This window comes from Aquirhabdus parva (genome assembly GCF_003351745.1).
GTDB classification, from domain to species: Bacteria; Pseudomonadota; Gammaproteobacteria; order Pseudomonadales; family Moraxellaceae; genus Aquirhabdus; species Aquirhabdus parva.
Window position 1 is genome coordinate 2,890,230 of record NZ_CP031222.1, and the last position, 20,317, is coordinate 2,910,546.

Here is a 20,317-nt window from a genome sequence, read left to right on the forward strand (position 1 = left end):
CCCGTCATGGCCACTGCATTCGATCTACATATCGATGATTTTATCGAACCTGCGTTCGTCCCCGCTGACATCCAAGTCAAACCGGTCAGTGAAGCGTGGGAAAGGCAAGGTTACTTTGCTTTGCGCAAACGCGTCTTTTCGCAAGAGCAGCAGTTGTTGCATCGTGATCGTGATACCCATGACTTTCAAGCAATTGGCATTGTGGCGATAGCCAATATCTGCGGTATGGCCGATCAAGTGGTCGGTGCGGTGCGCATCTATCATGCCGAAGCGGGTCTATGGTACGGCGGACGGCTCTGCGTTGCACCAGCCTATCGACATCACCATGATATTGGCAAGGCACTGATCAATGAAGCGGTTGCACGCGCCATAGATTTGGGCTGCATGCGCTTTCTGGCGACCGTACAAGTGTCCAATGAACACTACTTTCAGCAATTGCACTGGCAAACCTTAGAGCAGATCACACTGCTTGGTCGTCCACATTGCCTGATGCAAGCCGAACTTGCGCACTATCCCTTTATGCCGCGCGGTTTTACCCCGCCTTTGCATGTGAGTCACCATCATGCCTCTTGACTTCAGTTTGGATCAGATGATTCAGCAGATCCACGCCCTGCCGGCCATACAGGCTAAAAGGGACATTCAGACGGTCTCTCATTTACTGACGCGTGATGATGACATTCATGATCTGACCTTACGCTATGCCCTGCCCGGTGATGACTGTGCGGCGATTGCTAGCGGCGCTGGCTATCAGTTGCTGGCGATGGAAGGCATGCTACCAAGCTTTGTCCAAGCAGCGCCGTGGTTTGCTGGCTGGTCGGCGGTGATGGCCAATGTCAGTGATATTGCAGCTATGGGTGGACGCGCGACAGCCATCGTCAATGCCTACTGGCATCACGATGAAGATTCTGCCCGCGAAATCATGCGAGGTATCCGCGATGCCTGCCGCGCCTATGGACTCATACTCGCGGGGGGGCATAGCAGCATGGGTGCCCATGTCAGCGCGAATCTTGCCGTTGGTATCATGGGTTATGCGCATAAGTTACTCTCGACTTTTCATGTTGAACCCAATCAGTGTATCGCCATGGCTGTGGATTTAAGCGGTCAGTGGCATGCCAACACAGCCTACTGGAAAGCCTTTGAGGGCAAAGCAGATAAGGTGTTACGCGCACAACTTGAAGTCATCCCAAAACTGACCGAAGCAGGTCACTTGCTCGCTGCCAAAGACATCAGCAATGCCGGCATCTTGGGCACGCTGCTCATGCTGCTTGAGACCACGGGCTGTGGCGCCGAGATTAATTTGGATGCACTGCCTTGCCCAGAGGGCGTCGATCTTTTACGCTGGCTACAAATCTTCCCCAGCTATGGCTTTCTCTTCACCTTAAACAAAACCGATCTGCCTACAGTCATTGATGCCTTTGAAGCAGAAGGCATCACGTGTGGGGCAATCGGTCAAACCACGATGGATGGCAAGGTTCATCTGACCCATCAAGGACAGCGCGCACCGTTCTGGAATCTGCGTATCCAACCTTTCACGGGCTTTAGCTATGCCGCCAAGCCGACCCTTAAACCCAAGGAGCCGCATCATGCCCGCTGTCAACTTTGAAATTCAGTGGCCCGATGGTCAGATCAGCAGTGGTTACTCTCCGTCTACGATCATCCATGACTACTTGGCTGAAGGCGTCAGCTATCCGTTAAACGACTTTATGCAGCGTGCGGAATCAGGACTGAACGCTGCATCAGAACGTGTCCGTACGGTCTACGGCTATGCTTGTAGTTCTGCCATGGACTGCCTCTACATTCTGCAAGAACAAGCCAAAAAGTATCCTGACCCCGAGAGCCAGATTACCTTACTTCGCATGCGCCAATCGCCTTAAAGACCTGATATCTGACATTTCCTATTAGACCCTATTTTGGAGAACATCCATGAATTTCAGCATGATCCAACCCAGCATCTATCACGCCAGTCACTATCCCGTCATTATCGTTGGCGGAGGCCAGTCTGGGCTATCCGCCAGTCACTACCTCCAACAACTCGATATTGAGCATTTGGTGCTGGAGAAACACGAAGCCACTCATGCATGGCGTGAAAAACGCTGGGATGCCTTTAGCCTAGTCACACCCAACTGGCAATGTAACCTCCCCGGCTACCCCTACGCAGGCAATGATCCACATGGCTTTATGAAACGCGATGAAATCATTGCTTACTTGGATGGCTTCATCGACACCTTACAACCTCCGATTCGGGAAGGCGTGACGGTGAATCTGGTCACACCGCTTGAAAGTGGTGGATATGAACTGCAAACCACTGTCGGCACGTTCACTGCTGATCATGTCATCGTGGCATCAGGTGGTTATCACACCCCAATCATTCCTGACTTTGCTGCAAAGCTGCCAGCCACCATCACCCAGATCCACTCAGAACAATATCGTAATCCCGAGAGCCTACCTGAGGGTGCGGTACTCGTGGTGGGTTCAGGTCAATCCGGTGCACAAATTGCTGAAGATCTGCATCTGGCAGGTAAGCAGGTGTATCTCGCCACCGGTGATGCGCCGCGCTGCGCCCGCTTCTATCGCGGTCGTGATGTTGTGGATTGGCTGGCGGATATGGGCTATTACGATCTGCCGGTTGAGGAGCATCCACTGCGAGAAGGCGTACGGGATAACACCAATCACTATGTGACAGGTCGTGATGGCGGACGCGACATTGATCTACGCCGTTTTGCAAAGGATGGTATGGTGCTGTTTGGACGCTTAGAGCAACTCGATGGAGATACACTGAGCTTTGCGCCAACGTTGAAAGCCAATCTTGATAATGCTGATGCCGTCTACAACCGCATCAACCGCTCGATTGATCAATACATTGAGAAACAGGGCATTACTGCGGAAAGCGCCTCCAGATATGAACCGGTCTGGGAGCCTATGAACGAGCACAATACACTAAATCTGAATGAGGCTGGAATCACGTCCATCATCTGGTGTATTGGCTTTCGCCCTGACTTTAGCTGGGTGGATGTGCCGGTGTTTAATGCACAAGGCTACCCCAACCATCAGCGCGGCGTGACCACACACGCGGGGCTGTATTTCTTGGGATTGCCTTGGCTGTATACGTGGGGGTCGGGACGGTTTTCAGGGGTGGCGCGGGATGCGGAGTTTATTGTGCGGCTTATTGATGAGATCCGGGTGAAAGGGTATGTGGGTGCAAGTGAAAGTGGGTATGTGCCGAGTACGCTTTAGAATCCTACCCTGTCGTCAAACCAATAAAGCCGCAACACTAACATGCGGCCTGTTGCACTCCTAACCATGTATTTTCTTTCAAATACCAATATTCAGCGCCGCTGTGGGCCTTCATCTGATCAATTTCCCCCCCCTTCCAATCCCCTTCAATGCTTTTTAGGATTACAATGAATCAGATACGCATAAAATGTGACGTAATCGCGTAATATCGTGCTGAATGATGGGGATGATGTATGAAGAAAATTGCAATTGCGGCTTTACTGGCAGGCATCGGTTTGCAGGTCGCGCATGCCGCAGATGACAAAGTAACGATCTGCATTTTCGACCCTTCTGGTCAGCACGGTTATGCTTATGGCTATGCCAAAGACTATATGGTACAAGCACCACGCTTTGGCGTGATCAAACCGATTGATCTTAAAGTCTATACCAATGAAGAAGCTGTGGTGACTGACTTTAAAGCTGGACGCTGTGATGCAGCGATCATGAGCAGTCTGCGTGCTCGCGAGTTCAACTCATACACGGGTAGCCTAGATGCAGTCGGTGGACTCCAAAACATCAAAGACTTGAATATGGCACTCCAAGTGCTCTCTAGTAAATCTCTTGCCCCGAAGATGGTGCAAGGGGATTATGAGATTCTCGGCATCATCCCGATTGGTGCAGCCTACATGATGGTTGATGATCGCCGGATCAATACGTTTAGCAAAGGTGCTGGCAAGAAGGTTGCGATCTTAAATCTAGAAAAATCCGCCAATAAACTCGCACAAAAAATCGGTGCCATCCCCGTACGTGTCGATTTAAACACTGTTGCAGATCAGTTTAATAATCATAAAATTGATGTGCTAGCCGCGCCCGCTGTCGCATTTAGACCTTTTGAACTGGCCAAAGGTATGACTGGACCTGATGGTTCTGTAAAAGGGGGTGTGGTGCGCTTCCCTCTGGCGCAGATCACCGCTTCCTTTGTGGTGCGTAAGAGCAAGCTCCCCAGTCCTGACGTCAGTCAAAAGATCCGTGAATACATCTTTTCCCAGCTCGGTACAGCGTACAAGTTTATCGATAATGCGGAAAAAGATATTGATGATAAGTACTGGATCAATATGTCCCCTGCTGATCAGCAAAATACGCAAACCCTGATGCGTACTACACGTGTTGAGATGATCAAAGATGGCATCTATGATAAAGATATGATGCACTTACTGAAGAAGATTCGCTGCAAAACGAATCCGAATAATCCAGAGTGCAATTCAAACGACGAATAAGAAAACTGATACAAAAGATGTGGAGTAAAACTACTCCACATCCTCAAGTGCTGCAGAGAGCAAGGTTTCCACTTGCCAAACACGATATAAACTACAGAACACATGACGACGCCCACCGACTCGCAGAACAAATGCAGGCAGATCAGGCACGCCTAGCGCATCGGCACCTTTTTGATTGCGGTTGAGCCAGACCAGTGTACTCGCTGCATCACTGACTGCAACATCTGGCAGGACTTTGCTAAAGTGCGGGGCAAAGGCCATATCCGATCCTTTAGACCAAACACTCTCCAATAACTCCAGTGCCCGATTCATACGTGGCTCGTGCTTTAGGCTCGTCAGGGTCTTCGCCATCGCCATCACCCCGGCTTCATCTGGACGGCAAAATGGCGAGAATGGCACGTCAATCCGCTTGGCCAGACGTTGCGCCAAGCGCCAATCGAAGCGATCACGGCCCTGATAGGGCAATGGAAAAAACTTGATCTTCACATTGTAGTAGCCGACCATTTCTTGCTGTAGATAACGCAGCAGCAAGTAGGTAAACGGATCTTCCAGTGCACCATAGAACTTCAGAATCGGGCGCATCGCTTGAATATCGGCAAGCAGAACCGGGTCATTGACCAGATGCTCGCCCCACTCGACATGGTTGATCAAAAAGACCGGCTCGCTGGTCAGGAGTTTCTGCTGATTCAAACGCCGGGTTAAGCGCAGGAAGTCATCAATCGCCAAATAGCGACGCCCATCATGAATGATATACGCTTGATCCAATGGCTCATCGGTAAACTCGACTTCAGAGAGACTCGCGGTTTGTTCGACGGCACCAGTCCGCTGAAGAGCCATTTGATGTAAGAGTGCCAGTTTACCGCTTTGCCCTTGCCACACCATATGAAAGACATTTTGCAGCAAGTGCAAGAAGTCAGCACCCTTCAGCGGCGTTAAGCGTAAGATCTCCAAGCCCTGTGCCATCTGCCCTGCATCAGGCGCGACATAATTTTCCTGAAAAACAAAGCGATGCTGGTGGGCAAGCACCGCCGCATCATGATGGGTATAGCGTAGCCATTGTTCAGGGGTTAAAGACTTGGGTGGCTGCGCGGCTTGGGTGGAAATGATAATTTTAAACGGACGCATGCGCTCGATGAGCAGACTATCCAATTTTGCTAAGATTTGAACCAGTAAATAACTGTAAACATCGTCCAACCGAATAAACACCGTTAACGCATGACGGCCCGCATGTGCAGATAAGCGCGGCTGTCGAATCGGTCGTTGGAGCAACCAGCGTGACCGCAGAGGGTCTAACCATCTTCGCGTAAGCGACATTTTTTTGAATACCCAAAAGGCAAAAATTAACAGCTTAGTTTTTAACACAAAAGACGTCTGTTCGCCATGTTAAAACGAAGCAGACATCCATTGATTATGTATAAATCGATCTAAAAAAACGATCAGCCTGCATGACGCCAATCAGGATCATGCAGGGAAAAGCGGATGATAAACGACTTAATCTAGGTTTAAGTCGGTCACAGCACCAGTCGATGCGCTGGAAACCAAACGGGCATATTTCGCTAATACACCACGGGTGTATTTTGGCGCTGGGCGTACCCAAGCTGCACGGCGTGTCGCTAACTCTTCATCACTGACCGAAACAGAGATTTCACGGGTGACCGCATCGATAATAATGTTATCGCCTGTTTGTACCAGACCAATCACGCCGCCTTCAAAGGCTTCAGGCGTGATATGACCGACCACAAAACCATGTGAGCCACCACTAAAACGACCATCAGTGATCAGCGCAACAGATTTACCCAGACCTTTACCCATGACCGCAGATGTCGGTGACAGCATTTCACGCATGCCCGGACCGCCTTTGGGACCTTCGTCCTTGATCACGATCACATCACCTGCAACTACTTCACCATTTAAGATACCAGCCAGCGCAGCTTCTTCACCGCTATAGACACGGGCACGGCCTTCAAAGCGCAGGCCTTCTTTACCCGTGATTTTGGCGACTGCACCTTCACTGGCAAGGTTGCCTTTCAAAATTACCAGATGCGAGTCAGCTTTGATCGGCTTATCAAACGGCATGATAATTTGTTGGTCGGCTGGGTAATCTTGCACGTCAGCCAAATTCTCTGCCAAGGTTTTGCCGGTCACTGTCAAACATGAACCATCAAGCATGCCTTTATCCAGCATACGTTTCATCAGCGGTTGAATTCCGCCAATCGCGACCAATTCACTCATCATGTATTTGCCTGATGGACGGATGTCGGCCAGCAGTGGCGTGTCTTTACCAATGCGAACAAAGTCCTCCAAGTCCAGATCAACATCTACAGTGCGAGCCATGCCGATCAAATGCAGAACGGCGTTGGTTGAACCGCCGAGCGTAATCACGACTTTAATCGCATTTTCAAACGCGGACTTGGTCATGATGTCGCGCGGTTTGATGTCCAGACGCAGCAGGTTCATCACCGCTTCGCCTGCACGTTGGCAATCATTTTCTTTATCGCTGGATACGGCATCTTGAGCCGATGAACCAGGTAAGCTCATACCGAGCGCTTCAATCGCAGAGGCCATGGTATTGGCGGTGTACATGCCTCCACATGAGCCAGGACCGGGAATCGCAACTTCTTCGATTTGCTTGACTTGGATTGCAGACAGCTCACCTTTGGCATGCTGACCCACTGCTTCAAACACGGAGATGATGTCGGTATGACCCGCACCCGGTTTGATCGTGCCGCCATAAACAAACACGGATGGACGGTTCAAACGGGCAAGACCCATGATGCAGCCGGGCATGTTCTTATCACAACCACCGATGGCGATCAGACCGTCAAAGCCTTCACAGCCGGCAACCGCTTCAATCGAGTCCGCAATGATCTCGCGGGACACCATGGAATACTTCATGCCTTCGGTACCGTTTGCGATACCGTCAGAAATGGTAATGGTGTTAAAGATCACGCCTTTACCGCCAGCGGCATTCGCGCCTGCTTCAGCGATACGAGCCAGACCATCGATATGCATATTGCATGGGGTCACGTTAGCCCATGTTGATGCGATACCGATTTGTGGTTTTTTAAAGTCTTCATCAGTAAAACCGACCGCGCGCAGCATGGAACGGGCTGGAGCACATTCGATGCCGTCAACCACTTCAGAAGAGTGTTTGCGGAGATTTTCAGCGGATGGGGATGTCTTATCGTTCATGACTAAACCTTATCTTATATAGAAACTAAAAGCCTGATATCCGTCGTGAATATCAATAGTAATTGGGCTGGCGATCGGCAGGATGAATGGCGTATTACTGTCAACGAATCATCCAAACCGTACTGCTAATTGCGAGCTGCTGAGGCTATTTAGTCAAAACTGCGGATAACACTTTTGAGTAGAAACGTGGCAAGGGTGTATTGCGCACGCTTTGAATCTGAAAAAATCAGTCAGCGAAAAAATCTGGTGGCTAATTCTATCCTTCATGCCGTCAGAGGGAAAGGACAAAGCACAATAAAAATCAAAGTTCCCGCTATCCTTTTTCATTTTCCATACAAGACAACCAGTCAATGGGTTTATCGCATTCAGTACAGATCAATGAGACGCTAAGGCCAGCTTCGCGTTACAATAGTCGCTAAATCTTCATATGATCTATAAGAGTCGCTTCGTGAATCTGATTTTTGCCGGGACACCCGAATTTGCTGCAACCGCACTGCAAGCCTTGATCGATGCAGGACATCACATTGTCGCTGTATATACGCAGCCTGATCGACCATCAGGTCGAGGACAGAAACTCACGCCATCGGCAGTCAAGGCATTAGCGCTCGAACACAACCTGCCTGTCTACCAACCTGTCCATCTCAAAGCCTCAACCACAGAAGGTCTGGCTGCACAGGCAGAACTCGCAGCTCTGGTTGCAGATCATCAGGTCGATGTCATGGTGGTCGCCGCCTATGGCTTGATTTTGCCGCAAAGTGTGCTGGATATGCCACGTCTAGGCTGCTTGAATATCCACGCCTCCTTACTGCCGCGCTGGCGTGGGGCTGCCCCAATCCACCGCGCAATTCTGTCTGGCGATACCGAGACGGGCATCACCATCATGCAGATGGATGCGGGCCTAGATACGGGTGATATGCTGAGTAAGGTACATCTACCGATTGATCCTAAAGATACCAGCGCGACCTTGCATGATCGTTTAGCGGTCTTGGGGGGTAGCGCTATCGTGGATACTCTCGCCCATCTTGCGGACTATCACGCGCATAGAACGCCGCAAGCCAGTGGTCACGCCACCTATGCCGCGAAGCTCTCCAAAGCCGAAGGGAAGATCGACTGGTCGTGTGCCGCTATTGTCCTTGATCGTCTGGTCCGTGGACTCCAACCGTGGCCTGTCGCGTATACCCAGATTGGTGAAGATATCTTGCGTGTCTGGTCAGCGGAACTGGTGCATGATCGCGCCACACATACCGCAGCGCTTGCGGGTGAAATTATCGCTGTTGATAAACATGGCATCAGCGTTGTTTGTGGCGACGGTCAAGTGCTGCGCCTTACTCAGCTCCAATGGGCCGGCGGCAAACCGCTCAATAGTGTTCAAATTCTACAAGCCCAGAAACTTAGCGTCGGACAACAACTTCAATGAGCCAAGACAATTCGAAAAAATCGGCAAAACCACGTAAGTTTCATAATCCACCCGCCAATGCTCGCACTCGCCCAGCGCCGCTTAATTTACGCGCGCAAGTGATTCGTGTCATCATCGCAGTATTAGATGGTCAATCCTTAAGTGCTGTTCTGCCTGCAGCGCTCGAAAAGACGCTAGAACGGGATCGTGGTTTGTTTAATGAGTTGGTCATGGGTACGCTGCGCCACTGGTTTGCGCTGGATGCTGTTCTGCAACCCATGCTGGCGCGTCCGCTCACTGATAGCCGTGTACAAGCGGCCCTGCATTTAGGGCTTTATCAGATTTTTCAAACGCGCATTCCCGCACACGCCGCAATCAGCGAAACGGTGGATGCCGCTAAGCAACTTGGACAAGAAAAAGCCAGTGGCTTGGTCAATGCTCTGCTGCGTCGTACCCTGCGTGAACAGACCGAACTACAAGAGACTTTTGAAGCGCATCACGCGCTGCCCGACTGGTTCGCTGCGGCATTAGAACAAGACTGGGCAGAGGAATGGCAAGGTCTTGCGGAGTCACTGCGTCATAGCGCACCGCTGTTCCTGCGTGTCAATAAACGTCAGCGCACACGCACTGGCTACTTGGATGCACTGGCTCTACAAGGTATTAATGCCAACAGCACTGACAATACCACGCCTGAAGCGATTCAATTACTGCAACACGTCAATATCCCGAGCTTACCCGGTTACTTAGAAGGCTGGTTCTCGGTGCAGGATCTCAATGCCCAACGCTGTGCCGGACTATTCAGTGATGCACACTTTAACGGGTTAGATGGCAAAACGGTTCTGGATGCCTGTGCAGCTCCCGGCGGTAAAACTGCCCATCTCTTGGAGCAATTTAGCCCCACCCACATGACCGCAATCGACAGTGACTCCTACCGTCTAAAGCGCGTACGCGAAAACTTGAATCGTTTAGAACTGTTTGATCAGACTCGTGTGACCGTGGCAACGGCAGATGCAAGTGCATGGACGGCAGCGGAACCTGTGGATGCAATTTTGCTGGATGCACCGTGTAGTGCAACGGGTGTGCTGCGTCGCCATCCGGATATTCGCCTGCTGCGTCAATCTACCGATATTGCGACCACCGTTGCTCTGCAAGCCACACTGCTCGATCACTTGTGGACGCAGCTTAAAGTCGGTGGACGATTGGTCTACATCACCTGCTCTTTGCTTAAAGATGAAAACGAGCATCAGATTGCCGCGTTTCTTAAACGCACGCCCAATGCGACCGAGCGTGAGATTGATGCCAGTTGGGGCTTTAAACGTCCTGTTGGACGTCAATGCTTTCCGGAAACGGATGGCGGAGATGGCTTTTATTTTGCGGTGCTGGATAAGACCGCTTAAAGGAAATCATCGCCGATGCGTATTCAATGGTATGCGCATCGCCGATGTAAACTCTAGACTAGCTAATGCCAAACTGGCGTAAAAGCGTCTCGCAAATGCGCCGCTTCTCTTCCAAAGAATGTTCGTGTACCAGCAGCCCCTCGATCACAAAGACCAGCACTGTCGCTAAAGCGCCCACATCAGCTTCGGCAACATCATGGGCTTGCAATTCACTACGCAGCAACGCCTCACCCATACGATGAAAATTATCATGCCACAGGTTAATAGCCGGTGAGCTTTGTAAGCGCGAATGCACGGTGGTGATGAGCTTGCTGGATTCCTGCAAACGCGCAACCAGCCACAATAATTTATCGATCGGTTTCGGCAGAACGGCAGTGATATAAGCAAGCCATTGAGCTTGTAGCACTTCGGTCAATACCGTCGCTAGCACATCGTCTTTATCTTTAAAGTACCAATAGATCGTATTCGGAGCGATGCCCGCTGCTGCTGCCAACCGACTCATGGAAGTGGATTCAAAACCCTCTTCGATAAAAAGCTGGCGCGCCGTCGCTACGATTTCATCCAGCTTTTCCTGACGCTCTTGCGGACGTTTATTTTTTGCCATAGTGGGAAATCAATCAGTCATTGTTTGAAATTATATCTTGAATAGCGTTCAAGGTGTAGTTAGAATCCATTTCATCTTGAATAGTATTCAAGATGAAATTTAACCAAATTTGGGCCACGTCACCCGTGAAGGAGCAGAACAATGAGTTCAGCACTTGTTAGTCATACCGTAGAAGAATTAAAAAAACTCACGACAGAAGAACTTGTGGCGTTATTCAAGAGCTTACCCAGCCCTTCGATCACTGAAATGGATGGCGAATTCGCCGCTTGTCTCTTGCAGCAACCTTCATCACTATCGCGTCTTTTTGGGCACATCAGTGTCGCCAATCCGCTGATGCCATGGCTGTGCAAGGCATTCCGACCAGTCGACGCGGAATCAGGACGCGGATACAACACCTTTAGCCTACTGGGAAAAGTCGTACAGCGCTTTCCCATGCAGACCGTGATTGCCCCGTCACGTTATGACGGCAACCCTGCCTATACCTTGGTTTACCACCTCTATCACTCCATGTGCGGCGACATCCATATGGTCGATGAAGTCAGAAAAGTAGCCGATGGCGTTTATCTCGGAATTGGCACATGGGGCTTTACGCGCGCACAGCGCCAAATCCCACTGCCGTTTTTACTCGAAGGGCCGATCGGGGTATACCGCAAGGACATCGGTCGCAAACGCTCAGGTGCAGTGCTCGCCCGCGAAATCCCTGCACTCAACCGCTAACCTCTCAATCAGGAGCTAATAATGTCTTCCAACAATACCACCGCATTGATCACTGGCGCATCTGCAGGCATTGGCGCCTGCTTTGCACGCTTCCTTGCAGCCCAAGGTCATGACCTGCTACTGGTGGCACGCCGTGAGCAACGTCTACAAGAACTGGCAACTGAACTGCGTGCGCAGTATGGCATCCGCTGTGAAATTCTCGCAGCCGACTTGACAGATCGTCAGGCACCCAAGGCCATCATGGACTATGCCACAGAGCAAGGCTTAGAGATTGATGTGTTAATCAATAATGCAGGACTCTCGGGCAAGACCGCTTTCTCCGAGACCCCATGGGACATCCTTGATGCGGAATTGCAATTGATGGTCACGGCAGTAACTGAACTTGCCCACCGCGTACTCCCCGGCATGCGTGCACGCGGCTTTGGACGCATTATTAATTTGTCCTCTATCGCAGCGCTCTCCCCACCGGGTGGCAGCTTACTCTATAGCGGCATCAAAAGTTATGTCTTCCTTATGTCGCAGTCCTTGGATATGGAACTCAAACCCTACGGTATTCACGTCACGGCGCTGTGTCCCGGCTTCACCCACAGTGAGTTTCATGATGTGATGGGCACGCGTGATGCTGCAAACCATTTACCCGGCATCCTTTGGCAAGAGCCCGAAGCGGTCGTCAAGGAAGGATGGCATGCGGTAAACAAAGGTCAGCCTGTCTGCGTGCCCGGCACAGTCAATAAACTGCTGGCCGCCAGCATGCGCCCCATCCCGACACGTATTCAATATTTTTTAGGGAAGACCTTTAATCCGTTCAAGGAGAGCTAATTCAGGCTTTTAGTCAGTCATAGGGCACAGGACCGCATCGATCTTGTGCCTTATGTTTTTGAAGACATACTTACGAAGACGTATTACTTAAACAGCACTTTGCGTGCTTCCTGCCAGTCTTCCCAGCAATTCTCTGCAATCAGATCGGGAAAACCACGCGCTTTCTCCTGTGCAATCGCTTCGCTATACAGCACATTCATACATACCGCATGATCGCGAATTTTGAGCACTTCATCTTCTGTGAGTGGCGCACCACGTTCTTTTTCCAGCTTATACAGCAGCGCAACCAGCGGTGGTGTGAATACAAGGCACAGTGGATCGTCTACTTCAACTTCGTTGTTCGTCATAACACTCTTAGCTTTCAAAAAAAAGAATTCATCACATGCAATGATGTCACGAATCGACCCGTGCAACAATCCACAACCCTCAACCGGCTATGCGCTGAGGCCTACGCATCAACGTCGACTTACCAAATAAACTGCCGACCAAATCGACCGCCACATGTGCGGTTTGATTGCGTACATCCAGCGCTGGATTCAGTTCCACGATATCAAGTGACGCCATGAGACCCGTGTCGGCGATCATCTCCATACAGAGCTGTGCTTCGCGGTAGGTTGGACCACCGAGTACCGTCGTGCCTACTCCAGGTGCAAGCTCAGCATCCAAGAAGTCGACATCAAAACTGACGTGCAGATGGGTATCTTCATCAAGATCGGCCAGTGCAGCCTGCATGGTGCCGCGCATACCCACTTCGTCGATAAAGCGCATATCAAAGACATCCAGACCTTCTTGATAAACCAAGTGCTTCTCACCCAAATCCACACTGCGAATGCCGATCTGCTTGACCCAAGTTGATGAAATCGCTGGGGTATGCCCACCAATTCCGGTTAACTCTGGTGGTCCGTAGCCACACAGGCATGCCACGGGCATACCATGCACGTTGCCGCTCGGAGTTAAGGTATTGGTATTAAAGTCGGCGTGGGCGTCCAGCCAAATGATGCGTAGCTTCTTGCCGATATCGCGGCAATGACGTGCAACCGCACTGATTGAACCTATACCAAGACAATGATCACCACCCATCAGAATCGGTAAGCGACCCGACTGCAGCTCATGATAGACCGCATCATGCACGGACTGGTTCCATGCTGCGACTTCAAACAGGTGCCGGTAACCATTGACCGGGGGTAGCCATGGATTGGCAGGACCAAACAGATTGCCGCTGTCGAGGACATCGAGTCCCTGCCCTTTTAGAATCTCGACAATATTGGCGACTCGCAGTGCTTCAGGGCCCATCGATGCACCACGTGCGCCCGCACCAATATCTGTCGGTGCACCAATTAAACTGACATGCAGGTTAGGGGTCACAGTCATGATGGAATTACTCAATATATTTTTTCAAAAAAGTTCTTACTTAAACCTAGTCGTTAACGCAGCAATGCCCAAAAGAAGAGCCGCTTCATGGCTTGGCTTAAATACAGAGAATGCGATTGTTAAGCAATGATCACGCCAAGCTGCGACGTAACCGTAACCAATCGAAATGTACACCTGGATCGGTTTTGCGGCCGGGGGCGATATCACTATGCCCCGCCAAATGATTGACGGTATCGGGATACGCACGCTGGATGGCAGGAATCACTTGGGCGAGTGCAGCATACTGCGCGTCTGTGAACGGTAGATGATCGGCACCTTCAAGTTCAATGCCAATTGAGTAATCATTGCATTCAGGAACGCCCAAGTATGATGAGCGACCCGCATGCCATGCTCGGTCATCAAAGGAGACAAACTGAATAATCTCACCCACCCGTGTAATAAACAGGTGCGCAGAAACTTTCATATCTTTGATGATTTCAAAATAAGGATGTAGCGCGGGATCAAGCTGGTTTTGAAAGAAGATTTCGACATAACGCTCGGAAGCATATTTATCGAAATCTTCCAGCGTTTCAGCAGGCGGCAAGCTGATGTTATGAATCACAATCAAGCGCACTTTGCCATCAGGGCGTGCATTGTAATTGGGTGAAATGACTTGCTTTGCTGCACTCAGCCAGCCGGATTGAATCGTAAAGCCGGCTGAATCTGCAATGGAATTGCTGGTGGAACTCATGCTGATAATTTTCTTAACCCGTCAACCACAGATAATAGCGCACGATCGAACATTTGGGGTTGTTCTGTGAGCACAGCAGCACGATTTTGACTCAGTTCAATCGCCAATTGCATCATCGATAGCTCAGCCGCTTTGATACCGCGTTTATTGGCGAAGATCAGTTTTTCTGAAGAACGGATTTTAGCGACCAAGCGATGACGCACTGAGCTATCACTCTGTAAAAACTCTACCCATGTGCCTACAACCAGATGACGCACCTCAACCACATGCGGATCGTTGGGAGATAAAGTATCCCCCTCATAGATCGATGCCACTTGTGCTACAGGCATCGCCACAAACTTGATTTCATTAGGATGTGTGCTGGTCATCGCCTGCTGCACGGTGACTGCCTCGGCGCTCTCTTTGGCATTGGCTTTATTCTCAGGATCTAAAACTTCAACCAATGGTGCGCTCACACCATTGATGATCTCTTGATGACTTTGCAGGATCTCAGCAAGCATTTTTTCAAGCTGATGGGTGTCGAAGTTCACAGACATCAGTCCTTTACGCAAACTATTCAGCAGTTTAGGGGAGACCCCTTTTAAGCGCTCAATCCACTGCACATCACCCGCAGGCGGCAGCATACTCCAGATCAGCGCATCAACCACTTTGATCGACTGCCGCCATGACTCGGACTCAGTGCCTTCTTTCAGCGCGGACAGGTACAGCACATGCCGCCAGCCCTCTTGCAGAAGTTTGACAATCGACATCGGTAGCTTGAGGCCATTCAAACGACGGTTTAGGGCTTGCTGTACCAAAGTACGTGCAGCCTCAGCGCGGGCGCGGTTTTCTTCGGCTTCGCGCGTACGCGCATCCATGGCCGCCAGACGATCCTGCTGCTGTTGATAGAAATCTTGGAAGTCATTCAGAAGGCGTTCAAAGATACTAATTTCATCATGGAATTCGGTGAGGACGACAAAAACCACCTCTTCGACTTTCTTGTAGAGCACTTCACTGCTCTTGCTGTTCTCATCCCAGCTTTGGCCGGCTTTGGCGAGCAAGTTAAGCAGTTTACGCGCAGGATGATCTTCACCACTGAAAAAGCTCTTATCCACCAAGGCGACTTTCAGGATTGGAATCTGTAAACGACCAATCAATGCTTTCATCGCCGTTGGTAGTTCTTTGTCATCCAGAATATAGTCAAACAAGGTGGAGACCAAGTCGATCAGATTGGTTTCATTTTCTGCGATGACTTGCGTGCTCTCGGCATCGCTATGCAGATTCTGACGAATGTTATCGCGTACCGCAGCCACACTCTGCTGAATCTCGCTTTGCTGCATCGGCGTGCGCGGCTCAGCTGATTGCAGTTGTCCCAGTAAGCTCAAAAGCTCGGGTTGATCAAGCACCTGTTCATTGGCAAAAGGATGCGGATTAGGAACTTGCAATGGTGTACTGGCAATACTTTTGCTCATCGCCGCAAATAGCTTAGCCTGCTGAATCAACAATGCAGGATCAACCACCAGACCCCCATGCGGCGCAACATGCAGAATCGGAATGCCGTCTTCCATAATCGGTGGTGGCATGACAGGCTGTGGATTGACAGGTGTGGCACTGGCTTGAGCTGGGCCACTTGTAGAGGTTACAGGCTTAGGTTTTTCTGGCGCAACTGTTGACTTATTCGGTTGGAACTTATCGCGCTCTGGAACCTCTGCGTATTCAAGTGCAGGCAAAATCAGTGCTTTTAATTCATGTAGCGCAGGCAAATCCAGTTGGATCGCAAACTGACGAACTAGCGAGATACGCTGTGCAGGCAGCAATGACAATGGCGCAAGGCTATCGAGTAGCACCTGAAAAAGTGCACGCGGATGGAAAGGCAATTGGGTTTGATTGCTTAATTTTTCGGTAAAACGTCTTAAACGTTGAAAGGCATTACCCAAGTCCGGTTCAAGAGAATGAGCCAAACGATCCGCTAAAGCATCGACCGCAACCGCAACTTCAAAGTCGGCGGCATCCACCAGACCAATATGCTCAAAGTCGACATCGGGTAGTTTGCTTAGTTTGCTATCGCGAACTTGTTCAAGCTGCGAAAAACGATGCAACTGGGTATCCATGAAGGTCACGGCATTTTGTTCGATCAGCGTACGGCTACGGCGCAGCTCTGGAATGATCTCCATATAGCGTTGCTGCATCGGTGCTGGCAAGCTATCACAGCGCTCGATCACCCAGCCAGGGATCTCGTCCAAAAGCGTATTGAATTTGGGCGTAAAAAACTCTATGAGTGGCTGGCGGATCGCATCAGAAAAATGCGTGAGCGTCGCAGGAGCTTTGCTTTTTGACAATGCTCTTGGAAACAATGGATCATCTGGTAAAGACGAGTCTATATGAGAATTCATGGCATCATGCACAATATTTCAGTCCTTGAATGATAATATATACCGATTTTCGAGAGCCGCACAGTCGCTTTAGTCGATTAAACTAAGTTTATTACGCACTTCAATGTCAGTCAGTGCCACTTATGAGTACTGGTTGACACAAATTGTCATAGAAACAAAAATATATCGTGTATGACTGAACATACCACGCTAAATGCCGCAAATAAACCATCATCCACAGATTAATATATAATTTATTAATAATTTGCTAACCAGATGAACAGGATAAAGACTGTATGATTTCCGCCGAACTTCTAAACCGCACCATTTTGCGCAATATTGACCTCACCTTAGACGAAGATATCGGTAGCAACCTGGTTGCAGACAGCGGCGATATCACCGCACAGTTGATTCCCGAAACCGAGCAAGCCCATGCCCGAGTGCTGACCCGTGAGGCCATGGTGCTGGCAGGTCGTCCATGGGTCGATGCGCTGTTCGCCAAACTCGATCCGACCGTCGAGATTACGTGGCTGGCGGCTGAAGGCGATCATCTTGCTGCAAATACCGTTTTCTTGGAGCTCAAAGGCTCTGCACGCAGTCTACTGACTGGCGAGCGTCCCGCACTGAACTTTATTCAAACCTTGTCAGGCGTTGCGACTCGTGTTGCCGCTCATGTCAAAATCCTCGATGGATTAAGCACTCGCCTGCTGGATACCCGCAAAACATTGCCAGGTTTACGCATAGCGGAAAAATATGCAGTCGCAGTGGGTGGTGGTCAGAATCATCGCTTAGGGCTGTTTGATGCTTTCTTGATTAAAGAAAATCATATTCTGGCTGCAGGCAGCATCCAGCAGGCAATTACTGCGGCGCATCGCATTGCACCGGGTAAACCCGTTGAAGTGGAAGTTGAAACGTTTGAAGAACTCAACCTCGCCCTAGAAGCCGGTGCTGACATCATCATGCTGGATAACTTCAGTAATGACGACATGCGTCAAGCCGTCGCACATACCGCTGGCCGCAGCAAGCTGGAAGCCTCGGGTAACATCACCGATGCTAACCTGCGCAGCGTCGCAGAAACGGGAGTGGATTATATTTCACTGGGGACATTGACCAAGGACGTGAAAGCGATAGACCTGTCGATGCGCTTGGTGAAGTAGCTTTTATTTCAAGAAAATAACTCTCATCAACAAAAACAGGTTTTCAACATTGAAATTGAAAACCTGTTTTTTGTCAAACCATTATGATTTAGGAAATCCGTTGTTAAAAACGACTCCATTTAGGTGTAAACGAATACAAGACGAGATTACCATCATCTTGTAGTAATAGGAGCGCGCTGGTTGCCCCTGCAGTCTTACTATTCCACTGTGGGACATTGGTCGCTGAATACACTACAAAATTACCATCATTCTGTAAGACTGCGTAATTACCCGCTCCAAGTGTCTTGGTTTGAAAAGCAACAAAACCATCTGACAAGCGGGTCACAACCAAATTTCCAGATGCTTGCATCGTCAATGCAAACTTGCCATTACCGGATGTTACACTTTGACCCGAGATTAACTTTGACCCGCGCTGGAAGACATGGCCTCCTGTCCTGCTTGTTCCTGCGGTGGGATCTGAAAATCCGCTACTGAATTTAACAGCCAGATCATAGTTCACCAGATTGCCATCATCTTGAATCAGGAATACAGACGCCCCCGTATAACCTGTTTTAGCAGTCGACCATAAGGCATGGTCAGCACTGTCGGCCACTCCAAAATTACCATCATTTTGGATAAAACCCCTTATAGGAGTTTTTGCGCTTGTCGCAGTCGTCCATAACGAGGTATTACTGCTGTCAGTCAGGGTCAGATTGCCGTTTTGCAGGACATTCAAGTGATAATTCCCTGATGGTGAGCTCATGGTATCCAACGGACAAAGTGTCATGCCTTTGATGAGAAAGTTAGCATAGCTGGTCGGCGTCGCATTCAAACAACTCCAACTGGTTGAGTTCAAACTTTGAATCTCAGGCATGCTCCATTGCTGAGTTGTCAACGTGCTGCAATTTTGTACATTGACCAGAGGAGATGCTGCTGTCAAACACAAATTTGTGCCTTTTTGCACGATCTGACCATTCTGGAATCCCCATAACTGGGTCGCGTCACCTGTACACGATGCCACTGGAACACCTGCAGTATTGGTCAGACAGAGATGATTATTCTGAATCGCACCATTGCTTCCCAAGACCCAGCCTTGCTGACTATCAAAAGTACTGCATGTCCCTAACGCCGGTGTGCCGTTGTTATTGATGAGGCAATGGCCTTGCGCATCAAGGATTGGACCGCGTATCGAATTGTGAATCGCATTTTGCACCAATACATTTCCCGCCACCTTATCCACATTGGTGGTGGTATCGGGACTACAACTGTTGCCATTACTGGTAGAGCCGACTGTTGCGCTTGTTGCAACGCCGTTTACATTCACAATAGGCATGCCAAATGTGGCTTTGGTATAAGGCTGATCGGTACAGGTGGACAAGGGGCTGTTCCACTCAAAGAACTCAGTCCATGACACGGTGTTGCCTTTAGGATCAATGGCATCCCGACCTGTTTGAATACTGCCGACTTTATAAGAGGTATTGGTGGTTGTATCCGTGATGGTCAGACCAAACCATTGATCGCCTTCATTCACCAGATGGAACTGATAAGTGTGACCTGCTTGCCAGTAGATCGCCTGAGTACGGCAACTGACAAATGGAGAACCCTCGGTCCCATTTAAACAATAGCTCCCTGCATCACCCAATTTATAGACGTTCGGTCCCCAGATCGAGATCAGGAAAGTACGCTTACTGCCGCCATTGGACTGCATACCCATATAGCCCGTCAGTTTGGTCGGTGCAGCTGTGGTTGCCGCAAGGTCAAACTGATTACTCCAAAACACATTCGCCAGCGGACCTGGGTCTTGATTGACTTTAACGCTATAGGTGATATCGGTAATGGCAGTGACATTGGAAGGAAAAGACCACCAGATATAATTTCCGGGTGTCGTGCCTGTGGCTGCAAAAGCCCCCTGAGAACAGCACAACAAGAAAGCGAAGATCGCCCCTACTTTTTTGACAACATGATTTATCATCCGTTTATTCCTTAAACGTTATTAAACATCCTTGATTGATCAAACCACCAGATATCTCTCCCCTGAGATATCGCCAGACAAGGCTGGAATTGATCATTTTCCCAACCATGATTATAAAGATGTTCTGTGTATTTTTGATGCA

Annotated in this window: 19 protein-coding genes; 11 read left to right on the forward strand and 8 right to left on the reverse strand. The window is 49.8% G+C overall.

The features are described 5' to 3' along the window. Positions 1-6: 6 nt before the first annotated feature. From HYN46_RS12965 to HYN46_RS12985, 5 genes are all read left to right on the forward strand, one after another. Positions 7-573 carry an MSMEG_0567/Sll0786 family nitrogen starvation N-acetyltransferase gene (locus HYN46_RS12965; protein WP_114899767.1) on the forward strand — a complete coding sequence of 189 codons (567 nt, stop codon included), beginning with the start codon at positions 7-9 and terminating at the stop codon, positions 571-573. Further along, positions 563-1,603, forward strand: a complete 1,041-nt coding sequence (locus tag HYN46_RS12970) for a sll0787 family AIR synthase-like protein (RefSeq protein WP_210009185.1) — start codon at positions 563-565, stop codon at positions 1,601-1,603. The genes HYN46_RS12965 and HYN46_RS12970 overlap by 11 nt, the downstream gene beginning before the upstream one ends. Beyond that, the gene (locus HYN46_RS12975) at positions 1,584-1,874 is read left to right on the forward strand and encodes an MSMEG_0570 family nitrogen starvation response protein (protein WP_114899768.1); all 291 of its coding nucleotides are present in this window, start codon (positions 1,584-1,586) and stop codon (positions 1,872-1,874) included. Before HYN46_RS12970 ends, HYN46_RS12975 begins: the two co-directional genes overlap by 20 nt. A 49-nt stretch (positions 1,875-1,923) precedes the next feature. Then, entirely contained in the window at positions 1,924-3,234 is a 1,311-nt protein-coding gene (locus HYN46_RS12980) for an MSMEG_0569 family flavin-dependent oxidoreductase (RefSeq protein ID WP_228254811.1), read from the forward strand. A 233-nt stretch (positions 3,235-3,467) separates the two neighbouring features. Next, positions 3,468-4,490, forward strand: a complete 1,023-nt coding sequence (locus tag HYN46_RS12985) for a putative solute-binding protein (RefSeq protein WP_114899769.1) — start codon at positions 3,468-3,470, stop codon at positions 4,488-4,490. Positions 4,491-4,520: 30 nt separating this feature from the next. Here HYN46_RS12985 and HYN46_RS12990 read toward each other — a convergent pair whose 3' ends face one another. Together HYN46_RS12990 and ilvD are read right to left on the reverse strand one after the other, a co-directional pair. Next, positions 4,521-5,804, reverse strand: coding sequence for a hypothetical protein (locus tag HYN46_RS12990; RefSeq protein WP_162818198.1), 1,284 nt, complete (start codon positions 5,802-5,804; stop codon positions 4,521-4,523). Between the two features lie 177 nt (positions 5,805-5,981). After that, on the reverse strand, positions 5,982-7,682 hold the full coding sequence (ilvD, locus tag HYN46_RS12995; RefSeq protein ID WP_114899771.1) for a dihydroxy-acid dehydratase: 1,701 nt from the start codon (positions 7,680-7,682) through the stop codon (positions 5,982-5,984). A 448-nt stretch (positions 7,683-8,130) separates the two neighbouring features. Between ilvD and fmt the strand changes: the two genes are divergently transcribed. Together fmt and rsmB are read left to right on the forward strand one after the other, a co-directional pair. Continuing rightward, positions 8,131-9,099 carry a methionyl-tRNA formyltransferase gene (gene fmt, locus HYN46_RS13000; protein ID WP_114899772.1) on the forward strand — a complete coding sequence of 323 codons (969 nt, stop codon included), beginning with the start codon at positions 8,131-8,133 and terminating at the stop codon, positions 9,097-9,099. Next, on the forward strand, positions 9,096-10,475 hold the full coding sequence (rsmB, locus tag HYN46_RS13005; RefSeq protein WP_114899773.1) for a 16S rRNA (cytosine(967)-C(5))-methyltransferase RsmB: 1,380 nt from the start codon (positions 9,096-9,098) through the stop codon (positions 10,473-10,475). The genes fmt and rsmB overlap by 4 nt, the downstream gene beginning before the upstream one ends. Positions 10,476-10,533: 58 nt before the next feature. On the opposite strand, the gene HYN46_RS13010 is transcribed toward rsmB, so the two are convergent. Next, positions 10,534-11,079, reverse strand: coding sequence for a TetR/AcrR family transcriptional regulator (locus tag HYN46_RS13010; RefSeq protein WP_114899774.1), 546 nt, complete (start codon positions 11,077-11,079; stop codon positions 10,534-10,536). Positions 11,080-11,220: 141 nt separating this feature from the next. Here HYN46_RS13010 and HYN46_RS13015 point away from each other — a divergent pair, with 141 nt between their 5' ends. Continuing rightward, complete coding sequence (locus HYN46_RS13015; RefSeq protein ID WP_114899775.1) at positions 11,221-11,796, forward strand: hypothetical protein; 576 nt, start codon at positions 11,221-11,223, stop codon at positions 11,794-11,796. A gap of 21 nt (positions 11,797-11,817) precedes the next feature. After that, a complete protein-coding gene (locus HYN46_RS13020) occupies positions 11,818-12,615 on the forward strand; it encodes an SDR family NAD(P)-dependent oxidoreductase (RefSeq protein WP_114899776.1) in 798 nt (265 codons plus the stop codon). Between the two features lie 83 nt (positions 12,616-12,698). On the opposite strand, the gene HYN46_RS13025 is transcribed toward HYN46_RS13020, so the two are convergent. Then, complete coding sequence (locus HYN46_RS13025) at positions 12,699-12,962, reverse strand: hypothetical protein (protein WP_114900768.1); 264 nt, start codon at positions 12,960-12,962, stop codon at positions 12,699-12,701. A 79-nt stretch (positions 12,963-13,041) separates the two neighbouring features. Beyond that, positions 13,042-13,986 (reverse strand): arginase, encoded by a 945-nt coding sequence (gene rocF / locus HYN46_RS13030; RefSeq protein ID WP_114899777.1) that lies wholly within the window; start codon positions 13,984-13,986, stop codon positions 13,042-13,044. On the opposite strand from rocF, the gene HYN46_RS17540 reads away from it, so the two are divergent. Then, complete coding sequence (locus HYN46_RS17540) at positions 13,985-14,116, forward strand: hypothetical protein (RefSeq protein WP_265935982.1); 132 nt, start codon at positions 13,985-13,987, stop codon at positions 14,114-14,116. The two genes, rocF and HYN46_RS17540, sit on opposite strands and share 2 nt — an antisense overlap. Here the strand turns inward: HYN46_RS17540 and ampD are convergent, their stop codons facing one another. Both ampD and HYN46_RS13040 read right to left on the reverse strand, forming a co-directional pair. Next, positions 14,117-14,716, reverse strand: coding sequence for a 1,6-anhydro-N-acetylmuramyl-L-alanine amidase AmpD (gene ampD / locus HYN46_RS13035; RefSeq protein ID WP_114899778.1), 600 nt, complete (start codon positions 14,714-14,716; stop codon positions 14,117-14,119). It lies immediately after the preceding gene. Beyond that, the gene (locus tag HYN46_RS13040) at positions 14,713-17,088 is read right to left on the reverse strand and encodes a DUF1631 family protein (protein WP_162818199.1); all 2,376 of its coding nucleotides are present in this window, start codon (positions 17,086-17,088) and stop codon (positions 14,713-14,715) included. Before HYN46_RS13040 ends, ampD begins: the two co-directional genes overlap by 4 nt. Before the next feature lie 275 nt (positions 17,089-17,363). On the opposite strand from HYN46_RS13040, the gene nadC reads away from it, so the two are divergent. Next, complete coding sequence (gene nadC / locus HYN46_RS13045; RefSeq protein ID WP_114899780.1) at positions 17,364-18,224, forward strand: carboxylating nicotinate-nucleotide diphosphorylase; 861 nt, start codon at positions 17,364-17,366, stop codon at positions 18,222-18,224. A 103-nt stretch (positions 18,225-18,327) separates the two neighbouring features. On the opposite strand, the gene HYN46_RS13050 is transcribed toward nadC, so the two are convergent. Continuing rightward, positions 18,328-20,175, reverse strand: coding sequence for a ricin-type beta-trefoil lectin domain protein (locus HYN46_RS13050; RefSeq protein ID WP_114899781.1), 1,848 nt, complete (start codon positions 20,173-20,175; stop codon positions 18,328-18,330). Between the last annotated feature and the right edge of the window lie 142 nt (positions 20,176-20,317).